This window comes from Jeotgalibacillus terrae (genome assembly GCF_016908195.1).
In the GTDB taxonomy this organism is placed as follows: Bacteria; Bacillota; Bacilli; order Bacillales; family Jeotgalibacillaceae; genus Jeotgalibacillus; species Jeotgalibacillus terrae.
In genome coordinates this window covers 21,970-35,852 of the sequence record NZ_JAFBDK010000012.1, presented here as the reverse complement: position 1 = coordinate 35,852, position 13,883 = coordinate 21,970, and the positions used below count along the sequence as shown (strand labels likewise).

16 protein-coding genes are annotated in these 13,883 nt (G+C 42.0%); all 16 read right to left on the bottom strand.

The annotated features are described in order from the left end of the window. Nucleotides 1-5: 5 nt before the first annotated feature. The 16 genes from rseP to JOD21_RS12545 all read right to left on the bottom strand — a co-directional run bounded on the left by rseP (nucleotide 6) and on the right by JOD21_RS12545 (nucleotide 13,874). Nucleotides 6-1,280 carry an RIP metalloprotease RseP gene (gene rseP, locus JOD21_RS12620; RefSeq protein WP_204729955.1) on the bottom strand — a complete coding sequence of 425 codons (1,275 nt, stop codon included), beginning with the start codon at nucleotides 1,278-1,280 and terminating at the stop codon, nucleotides 6-8. 85 nt (nucleotides 1,281-1,365) lie between these two features. Next, nucleotides 1,366-2,517 carry a 1-deoxy-D-xylulose-5-phosphate reductoisomerase gene (gene dxr, locus JOD21_RS12615; RefSeq protein WP_204729954.1) on the bottom strand — a complete coding sequence of 384 codons (1,152 nt, stop codon included), beginning with the start codon at nucleotides 2,515-2,517 and terminating at the stop codon, nucleotides 1,366-1,368. 18 nt (nucleotides 2,518-2,535) lie between these two features. Beyond that, a complete protein-coding gene (locus JOD21_RS12610) occupies nucleotides 2,536-3,336 on the bottom strand; it encodes a phosphatidate cytidylyltransferase (RefSeq protein ID WP_204729953.1) in 801 nt (266 codons plus the stop codon). Beyond that, a complete protein-coding gene (locus JOD21_RS12605; RefSeq protein WP_204729952.1) occupies nucleotides 3,333-4,127 on the bottom strand; it encodes an isoprenyl transferase in 795 nt (264 codons plus the stop codon). The genes JOD21_RS12610 and JOD21_RS12605 overlap by 4 nt, the downstream gene beginning before the upstream one ends. A gap of 175 nt (nucleotides 4,128-4,302) precedes the next feature. After that, a complete protein-coding gene (gene frr, locus JOD21_RS12600) occupies nucleotides 4,303-4,860 on the bottom strand; it encodes a ribosome recycling factor (protein WP_204729951.1) in 558 nt (185 codons plus the stop codon). Beyond that, nucleotides 4,860-5,585, bottom strand: a complete 726-nt coding sequence (gene pyrH, locus JOD21_RS12595) for a UMP kinase (RefSeq protein ID WP_204729950.1) — start codon at nucleotides 5,583-5,585, stop codon at nucleotides 4,860-4,862. The genes frr and pyrH overlap by 1 nt, the downstream gene beginning before the upstream one ends. Before the next feature lie 77 nt (nucleotides 5,586-5,662). Further along, complete coding sequence (gene tsf / locus JOD21_RS12590; RefSeq protein WP_041122423.1) at nucleotides 5,663-6,544, bottom strand: translation elongation factor Ts; 882 nt, start codon at nucleotides 6,542-6,544, stop codon at nucleotides 5,663-5,665. A 91-nt stretch (nucleotides 6,545-6,635) separates the two neighbouring features. Beyond that, a complete protein-coding gene (gene rpsB / locus JOD21_RS12585; protein WP_204729949.1) occupies nucleotides 6,636-7,352 on the bottom strand; it encodes a 30S ribosomal protein S2 in 717 nt (238 codons plus the stop codon). 153 nt (nucleotides 7,353-7,505) lie between these two features. Continuing rightward, entirely contained in the window at nucleotides 7,506-7,979 is a 474-nt protein-coding gene (locus JOD21_RS12580; RefSeq protein WP_204729948.1) for a hypothetical protein, read from the bottom strand. A gap of 12 nt (nucleotides 7,980-7,991) precedes the next feature. Further along, a complete protein-coding gene (locus JOD21_RS12575) occupies nucleotides 7,992-8,303 on the bottom strand; it encodes a hypothetical protein (RefSeq protein WP_204729947.1) in 312 nt (103 codons plus the stop codon). 15 nt (nucleotides 8,304-8,318) lie between these two features. Beyond that, complete coding sequence (locus JOD21_RS12570; RefSeq protein ID WP_204729946.1) at nucleotides 8,319-9,089, bottom strand: FliA/WhiG family RNA polymerase sigma factor; 771 nt, start codon at nucleotides 9,087-9,089, stop codon at nucleotides 8,319-8,321. A gap of 128 nt (nucleotides 9,090-9,217) precedes the next feature. Beyond that, nucleotides 9,218-9,706, bottom strand: coding sequence for a chemotaxis protein CheD (locus JOD21_RS12565; RefSeq protein WP_204730016.1), 489 nt, complete (start codon nucleotides 9,704-9,706; stop codon nucleotides 9,218-9,220). After that, the gene (locus JOD21_RS12560; protein ID WP_204729945.1) at nucleotides 9,702-10,331 is read right to left on the bottom strand and encodes a chemotaxis protein CheC; all 630 of its coding nucleotides are present in this window, start codon (nucleotides 10,329-10,331) and stop codon (nucleotides 9,702-9,704) included. The genes JOD21_RS12565 and JOD21_RS12560 overlap by 5 nt, the downstream gene beginning before the upstream one ends. Further along, nucleotides 10,328-10,768, bottom strand: coding sequence for a chemotaxis protein CheW (locus tag JOD21_RS12555; RefSeq protein WP_204729944.1), 441 nt, complete (start codon nucleotides 10,766-10,768; stop codon nucleotides 10,328-10,330). The genes JOD21_RS12560 and JOD21_RS12555 overlap by 4 nt, the downstream gene beginning before the upstream one ends. 45 nt (nucleotides 10,769-10,813) lie before the next feature. Continuing rightward, nucleotides 10,814-12,787 (bottom strand): chemotaxis protein CheA, encoded by a 1,974-nt coding sequence (locus JOD21_RS12550; RefSeq protein WP_204729943.1) that lies wholly within the window; start codon nucleotides 12,785-12,787, stop codon nucleotides 10,814-10,816. Between the two features lie 7 nt (nucleotides 12,788-12,794). After that, nucleotides 12,795-13,874, bottom strand: coding sequence for a protein-glutamate methylesterase/protein-glutamine glutaminase (locus JOD21_RS12545; protein ID WP_239581576.1), 1,080 nt, complete (start codon nucleotides 13,872-13,874; stop codon nucleotides 12,795-12,797). Between the last annotated feature and the right edge of the window lie 9 nt (nucleotides 13,875-13,883).

Sequence of the window (13,883 nt, the reverse complement as noted above, 5' to 3'; positions counted from 1 at the left end):
CTCTGTTATAAGAAATATCTCTGAATGTCGTTCCATGTCACAACGATCATTAAAAGCATGAGTAATGCAAAACCGACAAAATGGACCATTCCCTCTTTTTGACGGTCAATCGGTTTACCTCGCAGCGCTTCCACTCCGAAGAATAATAATCTGCCTCCATCAAGGGCAGGAAGCGGGAGCAGGTTCATAATACCGAGATTAATACTCAGTACTGCCCCCCACTGCATCAGCTGATAAACACCTGCTGCAGCGACTGCTTCTGTATTTTTATAGATCCCTACAGGACCTGCTAAGGCATCAATTGAAAACTGGCCTGTAACTAATTGTCCAAGCAGATTGAAGATCAGCACGGTAAATTCATAAGTCCGTTCAGCACCATAGGCAATACTCTGGAAGATGCTCGGAGACTCTATCAGGTCATTATAAACACCCATTATACCCTGCGTTACCTCTTCATCACCATTTTCATAAACTTCCGCTCTTGGTGTTACTTCAAAGGTTAATGGCTGACCGTCTCTGACTACGTCGATCGTCAATTCTTCTCCAGGGGAATCACTGATAATATCTGTAAGGTCTGTCCAGGTAGTAATCTCCTTACCTGCAATCGCAGTTACAACATCTCCTTGCTGAAGTCCCGCTTCACTTGCAGGATCTCCTTCAATCACCTCACCCAATATCGGCTCTTCATTCGGAACACCGGCAAGCATAGCAAGTACCGCTAACACGACAAATGCTAATACAAAGTTCATCGCTGGACCCGCAAAGATCGTCAGGAAACGCTGATAAAGCTTTTTCGAGTTGAACTGTCTATCCCATGGTGCAATCTGCGTTTCAACACCGTCTTCAATGAATACAGCCTTCTCTGAAAGCTTGAAAATCTGAAGTGTTTCTTCTCCTTCTTCATAACCTTTGATGTATAACTCTTTATCAAGGTCTGCATCGGCTACTTCCACAACGCGAAGATCAGGATAGCGATCTTTATTATTTAAAATAACTTTTTCTACCTTTTCATCCTCACCAAGAATCAGACCTGCTCTGAAGCCCGGTTTTAATTCAAGCATTTCTGCATCTTCCCCGGCCATTCTTACATAGCCGCCGATCGGAAGCAGACGGAGTGTGTACTGCGTCTCATTCTTTTTAAAGGCAAGTATTTTCGGTCCCATCCCGATTGCAAATTCACGGCAGAGAATGCCTGCTCTTTTTGCAAACACAAAATGACCAAGTTCATGGAAAAATACAAGCGCCCCAAAAATTATTATAAATGCGATGACAGAATTCATCGTCACAACCACCTTTTACATTGTTATGTCCTGTGAATACGGACTTTAACCCATTGTAGCACGTTATAAAAAACTGGTGGCAGTTTCAGCCTTTAAAATCCGCAAGAATTTTTGAACGTGTTTCCTGATCAGTACCGATAATAGTAGCCAGATCAGGATTTTGAATCGGATCATGCGAAGCCATTGCTTTTTCAATCACATTTTCTATATCCAGAAAGCTGATTTTTTCTTCTAAAAAGAGTGCAACTGCTGCTTCATTCGCTGCGTTCAGAACGGTTGTCATCGTTCCGCCGGTCCTTCCCGCCTGGTAGGCAAAATCAATGCATCTGAATCGTTTGAAATCCATCTCAGAGAAGTGCAGTTTGCCGATTTCCTCAAGCTTCAGACGCTGATCTGATTTATGGACAAACCGGTCAGGGTAGCTGAGTGCATATTGGATCGGCACCCGCATGTCGGGTGTGCCAAGCTGTGCGATGACAGAGCTGTCGTGGAATTCAACCATTGAATGGATGATACTTTCCCTGTGCAGCAGAACATCAATTTTATCGTAAGGGAGATCAAACAACCATTTCGCTTCAATGACTTCAAGCCCTTTGTTCATCATACTTGCAGAGTCAATTGTAATTTTTGCCCCCATCGACCAGTTAGGATGATTAAGTGCATCTTTAACCGTAACGCCTTCAAGTTCACTTCGGGTTAAGTCCCGGAAGCTGCCTCCCGATGCTGTGATCACAAGTCTCTCTATATTTTTATGCTGTTCCCCCTGAAGCGCCTGGAAAATCGCAGAATGCTCACTGTCTACAGGTAAAATGGTTACGCCATGTTCAGCTGCCTGCTGCATGATAAGATGCCCTGCTGTAACCAGTGTTTCTTTATTGGCAATAGCAATTGTTTTTTTAGCCTTTATTGCTTCAAGCGTCGGTTCAAGCCCCACACTTCCTAGTACTGCATTAACGAGCAGCTCAGCTTCCGGATGTACGGCTGTTTCAATCAGCCCTTCGTTACCGGACAGCACCTGAATTTTCCCTATGTATTCTGCCGCGAGTACGTCAGCATCTTCTCTATTTTGAACTGAGACAAGTGAAGGGCCAAATTCCTCAATGATCTTTCTTGCCTGATCGATATTTTTCCCTACTGAAAAAGCAACTAACGAGAAACTGTCCCGGTTAGCTCTCAGTACATCAAGCGTTTGAATGCCAATCGACCCCGAAGCACCCATCAATGATATCTTCTTCATATATAAAAAGCTCCTTCATCAGATTAATTGCAGGATATGCATGAGAGGCAGCACAAATAACAGGCTGTCAAAACGATCAAGTAATCCCCCATGACCCGGAAGAATATTTCCAGAGTCTTTTACGCCGTAATGCCTTTTCAGTGCAGACTCCACGAGGTCACCAATTTGACCGAATGCAGATAAAATAATACTTGCTAACAACAGATACCAAAGCGCTGTATCCAGTGGTACAAGGAAATAAAGGACCAGCACGCCTGCAAGCGCACTTATAATTCCGCCTATAAAACCTTCAACTGTTTTATTCGGACTGATATCAGGCCAAAGCTTTTTTTTACCCATCGATTTTCCGATAAAATAAGCACCTGAATCAGTTGACCAGATAATAACGAGTGCATATATAACCCAGAATATCCCTGATCCGTCTTCTACATTTCTTGTTTCAATGAAATAGTAAAAGCCGATCCCTACATAAAGCATCGCAAAAACAGCAAATGCTGCATCATCAAATGTAAAACGGTTCTTTTTCAGCACTGTATATACGAGCAATAGTAATACTGATAACAACGCCGTCTCTATTTTGGAATAATTGAGCTGATTTAATAACTCATAGTATTCATTTGGCAGCAGAAAAATCCAGAGCGTAATCATGGAAATCGCACCCGGGATTGATCTGAACTGAATAGAGCGCATTCTTAATACTTCATATAGTGCAACGGTTGCTATAAAGTAAATTCCAGCGATAAAGAAGAGGCCGCCCGCCCATACGACTGGAATAAACAGTGCTGCAGCAAGTACACCTGTTATAATTCTCTGTTTCATGTTACGTCCTCACTTTTTAAACCGCCAAATCTCCTGGAACGCTTTTGAAAACCTTCAATTGCTTCAATCAGGTGTTCACCTTTAAAGTCTGGCCACAGGACATCAGTAAACCAGAATTCAGTGTAAGCGAGCTGCCATAGCATAAAGTTGCTCAGCCTGATCTCTCCACTTGTCCTGATTAAAAGGTCCGGGTCTCCCAGGTGCGGAGTCATTAAATAAGAGCTAAAAATGTCATCATTCAGCTCTTCAGGATTTTTTTTACCTTCTTTTACATCTATAGAAAAAGCTTTTACTGCCTGTAGAATTTCATTTCTGCTGCCATAGTTCAGCGCAAAATTAAGAACGAGTCCATCATTTTGAGCCGTCTTTTCAATTGCCTGGTCAACAGCTTTTAATGTGTGAACCGGTACCTGGACGCGATCTCCCATCATCTGAACCTGTACATTCTCTTCAATCAGTTCAGGCAAAAATGTACCGAGAAACTCTTCAGGCAGCTTCATAAGAAATTCAACTTCCATTTTTGGTCTGACCCAGTTTTCAGTAGAAAAAGCATAAAGCGTCAGTGCTTTTACACCGAGTTCATTTGCTAACCTTGTGATCGGTTTTACAGTCTTCATTCCTTCATGGTGGCCGGCCACTCTCGGAAGTGCTCTTTTATTTGCCCATCTGCCATTACCATCCATTATAATGGCGATATGTTCAGGTATTTTATAGTTTTTACATTCAGAAATTCGTTGTAAAAGGGAGTCCGGCTCTTTCAAGGACGTCCATCTTTTCATTTTTTCGAGCATTGTACATCCCCCATTGGTGTTTGCATATTTTATGCTAGTCCTATCATATCAAATATATACTTGAAAATGTTACCTTGTTTTGAAATGGGGTAAAACAAAGAAAAGGCTGGGACAAATATGTCTCAGCCTTTTCAAGCGGTGCACTGTGCCCCAGTACTAGTGAATAAAAGTGCCCTTAAACTTCAAGGATTTCCTGTTCTTTCACTTTAGCAAGCTCATCGATTTTAGCGATATGCTCATCAGTCATTTTCTGAACGTCATCACTGTAACCGCGTAGATCGTCTTCAGTAATGCTTCCTGCTTTTTCCTGCTTTTTAAGGTCATCATTGGCATCACGGCGGATGTTACGGATGCCAACTTTAGCTTCTTCAGCTTCCTTTTTAACCTGCTTAGCCAGATCACGGCGTCGCTCTTCAGTTAATGCAGGAATCGTGATACGGATTAGTGTACCGTCATTAGCCGGGTTCAGGCCAAGGTCTGATTTCTGAATTGCTTTTTCGATATCTCCAAGCGCAGTCTTATCATATGGAGTAATCTGAAGAAGTCTGGCTTCAGGTACTGAAATTGAAGCTACCTGATTGATTGGCGTTGGAGCACCATAGTAATCCACCTGAAGCTTATCAAGCAGAGAAGCACTTGCACGGCCTGCTCTGATGCTCGCAAGTTCACGTGAGAAAGATTGAATTGCCTTAGACATTTTGTCTTTTGTTTCATTCATCGTCTGTTGTGCCATTATTTTTTCCCCCTGACAACTGTGCCGATTGGTTCACCAAGTGCAGCACGTTTTATATTTCCATTCTCCATAATTGAGAATACTATGAGCGGGATATCATTGTCCATACATAAGGATGAAGCTGTGGAATCCATAACAGCTAAACCGTCCTTAAGCACATCCAGGAATGAAAGCTCATCATACTTTACAGCTTCTGTATCAACCTTAGGATCTGCTGAATACACACCATCTACATTATTTTTAGCCATTAAAATGACTTCCGCTTCAATCTCAGCTGCTCTAAGTGCAGCAGTTGTATCTGTAGAGAAGTAAGGATTTCCGGTACCGGCTGCAAAAATGACAACGCGCTTCTTTTCAAGATGTCGAATGGCTTTTCTTCTGATGTAAGGTTCTGCCACCTGCCTCATTTCAATGGAAGTCTGAACACGGGTTTCAACCCCTGCATTTTCAAGACTATCCTGAAGTGCCAGTGAGTTCATCACTGTTGCAAGCATTCCCATATAATCTGCAGAAGCTCTGTCCATTCCCATTTCACTGCCGATCTTACCGCGCCAGATATTACCGCCGCCAACAACGACTGCTACTTCCACACCGAGATCAGACAGTTCTTTAATCTGTTCGGCAACAGATTTAATGATCGGAGGATGAATACCGAAACCTGCTTCACCTGCAAGTGCTTCACCACTTAATTTTAATACCACTCGATTGTATCTTGATTTACTCATAGAGTCCTCCCGTATGGTTCATTTTTTCCAAAAAAGAGGGAACACAAAGTGTCCCCGCCTGTTGTTTTAAATAAAAATTATTTTTTCACCTGGCTCATTACTTCATCAGCGAAGTTGTCCTGGCGCTTTTCAATACCTTCTCCAACTTCATAGCGGACGAAATCAGTCAGCTTAGCGTTGTTTGAAGATAGGAATTCTTTTACTTTCTGATCAGGATTCTTTACGAATGGCTGATCCACAATGCAGATTTCTTCAAAGTACTTGTTCAGACGGCCTTCAACCATTTTAGCAACGATATTTTCCGGCTTGCCTTCTTCAAGTGCCTGCTTCGTAAGAATTTCACGCTCTCTGTCAGCTTCTTCCTGAGAAACCTGGTCGCGTGAGATGAACTTAGGGTTAAGGGCAGCAGCATGCATTGCTACATCTTTTGCTACCTGCTCGTCAGTTGTACCTTCAACTACTGAAAGTACGCCGATTCTTCCGCCCATGTGAAGGTATTCACCAAATGCAGCGTCATCACCTTTTGTGCGTACTTCAAAACGGCGAAGGCTGATCTTTTCACCGATTTTACCAACGTTAGCAGTAATGTAGTCTCCTACTTTCTGTCCGTTGCTCATTTCAGTTTCAAGTGCTGCGTCAACAGACTCAGGCTTTGCAGTAAGAAGGTGATCTGCTAATTCGTCACCAAGCTTCTGGAAACCTTCGTTTTTCGCAACGAAATCAGTTTCAGAGTTAAGTTCAAGAATCACTGCATCGTTGCCGTTACTCTTGATGAATGTAAGACCTTCAGCTGCGATACGGTCAGCTTTTTTAGCTGCTTTTGCAATTCCTTTTTCACGAAGGAAGTCAATTGCCTGATCCATATCTCCATTTGTTTCCTGAAGTGCTTTTTTGCAGTCCATCATACCTGCACCAGTTTTTTCACGAAGTTCTTTAACCATTTGCGCTGTAATAGCCATGAAATTTCCTCCTTATATCTGTTAAAAATTCATTTTTATCCTTTAAAAAAGGTGATAAGGGATTTTCCCGCTTATCACCTTTTCAAATTTATTACTCAGCAGCTACTGCTTCTTCTTCCTCTTCTTCAACCTGCTTTGATTCAAGAATAGCATCAGCCATTTTTGAAGTTAGAAGTTTGACAGCGCGGATCGCGTCATCATTTGCAGGAATTACGTAGTCGATTTCGTCAGGATCACAGTTTGTATCAACGATACCTACGATTGGAATGTTCAACTTGATTGCTTCAGCAACAGCGATACGCTCTTTACGAGGATCGATGATGAATAAAGCATCAGGAAGCTTCTTCATGTCTCTGATTCCACCCAGGAATTTAACAAGACGCTCATATTCTTTTTTAAGCTGAACTACTTCTTTCTTCGGAAGTACTTCAAACGTGCCGTCTTCTTCCATCTTTTCGATTTTCTTAAGACGGTTGATGCGAAGCTGGATTGTGTCAAAGTTTGTTAGCGTTCCACCTAACCAGCGCTGGTTGATGAAGTGCATACCTGCACGTTCTGCTTCATCTTTAACAGACTCCTGAGCCTGCTTCTTAGTACCAACGAAAAGGATTTCTCCTCCGTCAGCAGCAACTTCTTTCACGAACTTGTAAGCTTCTTCTACTTTTTTAACCGTCTTTTGAAGGTCAATGATATAGATTCCGTTACGCTCCGTGAAAATATACTTCTTCATTTTTGGGTTCCAACGGCGTGTCTGGTGGCCGAAGTGAACTCCTGCTTCTAGCAATTGTTTCATTGAAATTACTGACATAGTGTTAGTTCCTCCTTGTGGTTATTCTCCTCCGCTCCGGTCATTTACAGGTCGGAAACTGCTTAATCCAAGCAGCACCATCCGCCCAATCACGAAGCGTGTGTATTAACACCGTTAATTACTATACCACATAAAAAAAAAGTCATCAAGTGATTATTGATGACTCTTTTTGTCTGACTGCTGTCTGAATTTAAGCATAAGCTCTATTTCAGTCTTTCCTTTATTAAGCGTTCGGGCAATCTCTTCTATTGACTGGCCTTCACGCTCCATTTCTTTTGCCCGGTCGCTTACAGTGAGCTGTTTTGGTTCAGGCTTTTTATAAGCTGTTTTAGCAAGATTACGTGAAGTCTTAACCATCAGTGCACGCTCTTCAGCTTTTACAGGCTCCGGCCGGATTTCAGTTTTTTCCGGAGACTGACTTATTTTTTCGAATTGCTTTAAAAACGCTTCATTTTCATCTTTCATTTCAAGCAGGTAGCCTGTAAATGTCTGCTCAATTTCATTCAGCGTTTTTTCATGCTGTACCTCTTTACTGATCAGACGGTTCTGTCTCATGAATAAAAGATAAATTGAAAGAAACGCTGCGATATTGAAAATAATAGACAGGATTAATAAAAATAAAATCATGATAACTCCTTTTCAGCCTGAGAAATCCATTCTTCTTCCTTTAAAGGGGTGCGTTTCGGCAGCTGAAGTTTTGCCGGTTTGCTGCAGCTCCTCATCCGGCTGATTTCTTCTTCGCTCACCCTTTTCACGTTCGCGCTTTTCTTTGGTTTTCTCACTTTCTCCGTAACGGTTTACACTTTCCTGCTTCCTCAGCCGTTCTTTTTCAGCAATTGCAGCGACCTGACTCTGATTAATATTACTTTGCTGTTGCTGCTGATCTGCAATTTTTCCGGCATCCACCGTTTTCGGTATAGCTACCTGCAGCCCAATCAGTTTGTGACCCAATAGAACCCGCTCCTTTTAAGACCGGCTGTATTCAGTAGCCAGCAATTTTCTTAATTTGAACAAGCATTTTGAATGGATTTGTGAAATACGTGACGTTGAGAGATTCATAACTTCACCAATTTCAGTCAGTGTCAGTTCCTCCGTATAAAAAAGACTTAAAACAGTTTGTTCTTTTTCATTCAGCTGAGAAATGACGCCGGCTAAATCCTGCAGTAACTCATTTTTAACTAGCTGTTCTTCAGGCAAAACTGTATTCTGATCCTTTAAAGTAAATGCTGTAGCTTCATCGTCCTGATCACCGGACTGATCGTCCATGGAAAGAACATTTGCAAAAAGATGCTCCTGTGTGATCTGGTATACTTCTTCAACTGGCATATCGAGTGCAGCTGCAACTTCCTGTGCTTCGACATGTCTGAGAGACTGCTGCTCAAGTTCTTCAATCTTCGCATCAACTTTTTTTGCTTTCTCTCTTGCAGACCTTGGCATCCAGTCCTCTTTTCGCAAGCCATCGATAATTGCACCGCGGATACGGAATGATGCATACGTATCAAATTTTAAATCTCTCGCCGGATCAAATTTCTGCAAAGCATCCAATAAGCCCATCAAGCCAAGACTTTTTATATCATCTCTTGATACATTTTTAGGCAGCCCTGCACTGATCCTCTGGACATGGTACTGCACGAGGGGCATATACCGCTGTACAAGCATATCTCCCGCATGAGAATCTCTGGAGGCAGTCCACATCTGCCAATAATATTTTTCCTGATCATCAACTGACTGATTCATGGCAAGCCTCCTTAAGACCTGTAATTTTAGGATCTGAATATAAAGACTGATTATATATATTTCCTATTATATCAAAAGGAGTGGCTTTTGTGTTTTCCCAATTAAAAAAGAGCCACTCAGGCTCCAGATTAAATCACTTTTTCTCCGACATTGACTGTTCTTATATGAAGACTGGTAGTGACCGGATCAAACTCTATGGTACGTCCACTGCTGCCACCGGTGTCTTCACTGACGATTTTAATTTTAAATTGAGATAATGCCTCTTTAACTGCGTCCACATTCCGGGGACCGATTCTCATCGTATCTTTTTGCCCTGCAAACTGGAACATCTGAGCACCGCCGGCAATTTTCGCTTTTAACCGTGACGGCGGAAGGTTGAGCTGTTCAATCAGGTGCGGAATGCCTGTATCAGCAAACTTCGCAGGATTAATTTCTCCGGACCTTGCCAGAGAGGAATCGGGCAGCATGACATGAAGCAGCCCTGCTTTTTGACTTCTGCTGTCATATAGAATAACCCCGACACATGATCCCAGCCCTGAAGTTCTGATTGTATCAGGTGGAGATACTGTACCTGAGTCTGCTATCCCCACCTTAATGATGTTTTTTATCAAATCAATCTACTCCTAAAGATCGAAACAGGATCTTAAATGATTCAGGATCCGGGAGAAGAAAAAATTGGCCATTTGCTCCTTCTCGTTTTTCCCCATCATCAGTAAGCTCTGTATCAATTACAATTACTTTGTCCCCTGCCTGTGAAAGCTCCACAAGTCCGAAACTGATTATCGCGCCTGCCATATCAATTGCAATAGCAGGAACTGTCGGATAAAGGTTCAGGTTTGTAAAGTCAGATAGTGATGACAGATAAGATCCGGATAAAATATTCCCCATTTCCTGAAGAGCTGACAGACCAAGCTCTGATTCCCCGATGTCATCAAAATTAAATGATTTATTATTCGTCAGTGTCCTGATAAAACTTTCAGCCTGAGTTGTTGAAAGAATGAAAAACATACTGCCAGTCATTTCACCTTCAATCCGGAGAAATACACTGACAACAATATTTTCAGGTCCACCTGCGATATCCATCATTTCATCAAAAGAAACGACTTTTACGTGCGGAACGGCCATATCAACTTTGTTACCAAGCAATGCTGACAGAGCAGTCGCAGCATTACCGGCACCAATATTTCCGATTTCCCTTAATATATCCAGGTGGTATGCGGTAATGTCATCTTCATAACTCATGCAGCGTTCTCCAGCACTTTATCAAGTTGCAGTAAAATAAGAAGTCTGCGGTCAATTTTTGCTACCCCTTCAATAAAATCTGCTTCAATACTGCCGACAACATTCGGCTGAGGTTCAATCGAATCAGATGAGAGGTCAAGTACATCATTAGCTGAATCTACAATAAAGCCTACTTCAATGTCACCTATATTCACAATAATGATTCTTGTATGTTCATCTTCTGTGCCATCTTCGAGAGAAAAGCGTTTTCTGAGATCAATAATCGGTGTAACGACCCCTCTTAGATTGACCACACCACGCACATAAGAAGGAACACCCGGCACCCTCGTAATATGCATTACTTTTTCAATTGACTGGACGTTTTGCACTGGTACTGCATACTCTTTATTTACAAGCTGAAACACAATTACTTTCAGATCATGATCCTGATTTGACATTTACTGCACTCCTATCTGCTATGAATTTCATTTCATCAAAATCGTTTATTGAATCAGTGCATTACAATCTACGATTAATGCAACCTGACCGTCACCAAGGATTGTTGCACCGGAAATAGCAAATACGTTTCCGAGATAATCGCCGAGAGATTTTAATACAACTTCCTGCTGTCCGATAAATGAGTCTACTACCAGACCGGCAAGTTTTTCACCTTTGCGGACTATAATCACTGAGTGAATGTCTTCAGTATTTTCTTTTTTGACATCAAATGTTTCATTCAGGAAGACAAGTGGAACCACTTTTCCTCTGAAATCAATGACACGCTGGTTATGCGCATGCAGAATTTCTTCATCCTTTACAATTGCTGTTTCAATGATTGATGAAAGTGGAATAGCAAACTTTTCTTCTTCAACCTCTACGAGCATAACTGAAATAATTGACAGTGTTAATGGTAGCTGGACTGAGAAAATCGAGCCCTGTCCTTCTGTGGAATGAATGGTAATAGAGCCACCGAGTGATTCAATGGTCGTTTTTACTACATCCAGGCCAACGCCTCTGCCGGAAATGTCTGAAATAGTCTCGGCTGTAGAGAAGCCTGATGCCATAATCAGTTCGTATACCTGGGAGTCAGTCAGCGTTTTTGCCTGCTCCTCTGTGACGATCCCTCTTGACAGCGCTTTACTCAGTACTTTCTCTTTACTGATGCCTGCTCCATCATCTTCAATTTCAATAAATACGTGATTTCCGCTATGATAAGCCCTAAGCTGGATTGTACCTTCCTCAGGCTTTCCTTTTTCTTTACGTGCTGCAGGAGATTCAATGCCGTGATCAAGCGCATTTCTCAGCAGGTGAACAAGCGGATCACCAATTTCGTCGATAACCGTTCGGTCAAGCTCTGTATCCTGACCGCTGATTTCAAGTGAGATCTGTTTATTAAGGTCACGTGCAAGCTGACGCACCATTCTCGGGAAACGGTTGAATACTGTTTCCACCGGTACCATACGCATTGTCAGAATGATCGACTGAAGATCTCCGGAGATCCGGGACATCCGTTCAACGGTTTCATTCAGTTCTCCATGATTCAATTCTTTAGAAATCTGCTCAAGGCGACCACGGTCAATGACAAGTTCTTCAAATAAATTCATCAGAACATCAAGACGGTCAATATTCACACGGATTGTTTTATTTGAAACAGCCTGTTTCTGGGTTTCTTTTGACGACTCTTCTACAACAACTTCCTGTGTGACAGCAGCTTCCTGCGCTGCCTTTGGTTTTTCTTCTACAGCTTCAAGGTTTACTGCAGCCGCTTCAGCTGATTCAACTTCTGAAACTTTCAGAACGCTCTTCTCAATAAAATCTTTTTCTTCTTTTGAAGCAATTGTTACACAAAATTGCTGATCAAAGTTTTCTTCTTCGAGTTGATCAACTGTCGGATTAGACTTAATGACTTCTCCGATTTTTTCGAGCACCTCAAATACCATATATACACGTGCAGCTTTTAATAGACAGTCATCTTTCAGTTTCACAGTCAGTTCATATGCTTTATATCCCTGCTCCAATGATTGTTCGATAACAGTCCTTTCAAACTCATCATATTGAATGGAGGAATTGTTTGCAGCTGCAGCCTTTGGAGCCGGTTCGCCTTTTTGAATCGCTTCAAGCAGGCTGAGTGAGCGGGATACGTCTTTTTTCCCATCTCCGCCGGATGCAATGGAAGCTGTCATGTCTTCAAGGTCATCTACTGCAGAAAAAAGGGCGTCCATGACAGCAGTCGTGACTGAAAGCTTTCCGTTTCTGATATCATCCAGAACGTTTTCCATATTATGAGTCAGACTTGCCAGGTCTTCATATCCCATTGTTGCTGACATACCTTTTAACGTATGTGCGGACCTGAAAATCTCATTTACAATTGCAATGTCTCCAGGATTTTTTTCAAGTTCAAGCATTTGAGTATTACAGTTTTGCAAGTGGTCTTTACTTTCTTCGATAAAAACTTCTAAGTACTGGTTCATTTCCATGTTGGACTCACCCTTCTGCTATTTTGACAATTCTGTTTGCAATCCCTTCAAGCGGCTCCACATATGTAACGAGTCCCGTTGCCTGAGCAGCTTTAGGCATTCCATATACAACACAGGTTTCCTGCGCTTCTGCAATCGTCTCAATATGTTCTTTGTGGTTTAATTGTACCAGACCTTTAGACCCATCTGCACCCATTCCAGTCATAATTACTGCAATTTTTTTTATTTCCTTTAAATTTGCAGCAGATTGGAAGAGAAAATCAACTGAAGGTCTGTGCCCGCTTAGAGGCGGTTCTTTACTCAATGACAATGAAAGATGTGTGCCCTGCTGATTGATATTCAAATGGTAATCACCTGGGGCAACATATGCGCAGCCATTGATCAGCTTATCTCCATCTTCAGCTTCCTTAACTTTCAGTTGTGAAAGCTGATCAAGCCTTTGAGCTAATGATTTTGTAAATCCGGGCGGCATGTGCTGCACAATAATAACTGGCGCATTCAGATTACCGGGCAGATGAGAAAGAACTGTCTGCAGGGCTCTTGGTCCACCGGTTGAAGTACCAATTAATACTACGGCCGGATAATGTCTGTCAATTCTACTATCGACCTTTTTCAGGCTTTTTTTACTAGTTTGCACGTCATTTTTTATGAATGGCTCCAACGGACGCGGTTTTTTTAAATGTGCTTTTGAAGCATACAGAACTTTTTCAATTAGTTCATCTTTAACCAGATGAAGATCTAGTGATATAGTCCCGGAAGGTTTTGCTATAAAATCCACTGCCCCGTAATCCATGGCTAAAAGAGCATTTTCGGCTCCTTGCTTTGTTGTACTCGACAACATGATAATCGGCAGTGGATTCTCTTTCATTATGTGTTTCAATGCTTCTAAACCGCTCATAACCGGCATTTCAACATCCATTGTAATAACATCCGGTTTTAAAAGACGGATTTTTGCAATAGCATCCTGACCATTTCTTGCAGTCCCGACCACCGCAATTTTTTCATGTTCTGATAAGAAATCCTGAACAAGCTTTCTCATAAATGCAGAATCATCTACAACTAATACTTTAATGATATCCTGTACCATTTTTCCACC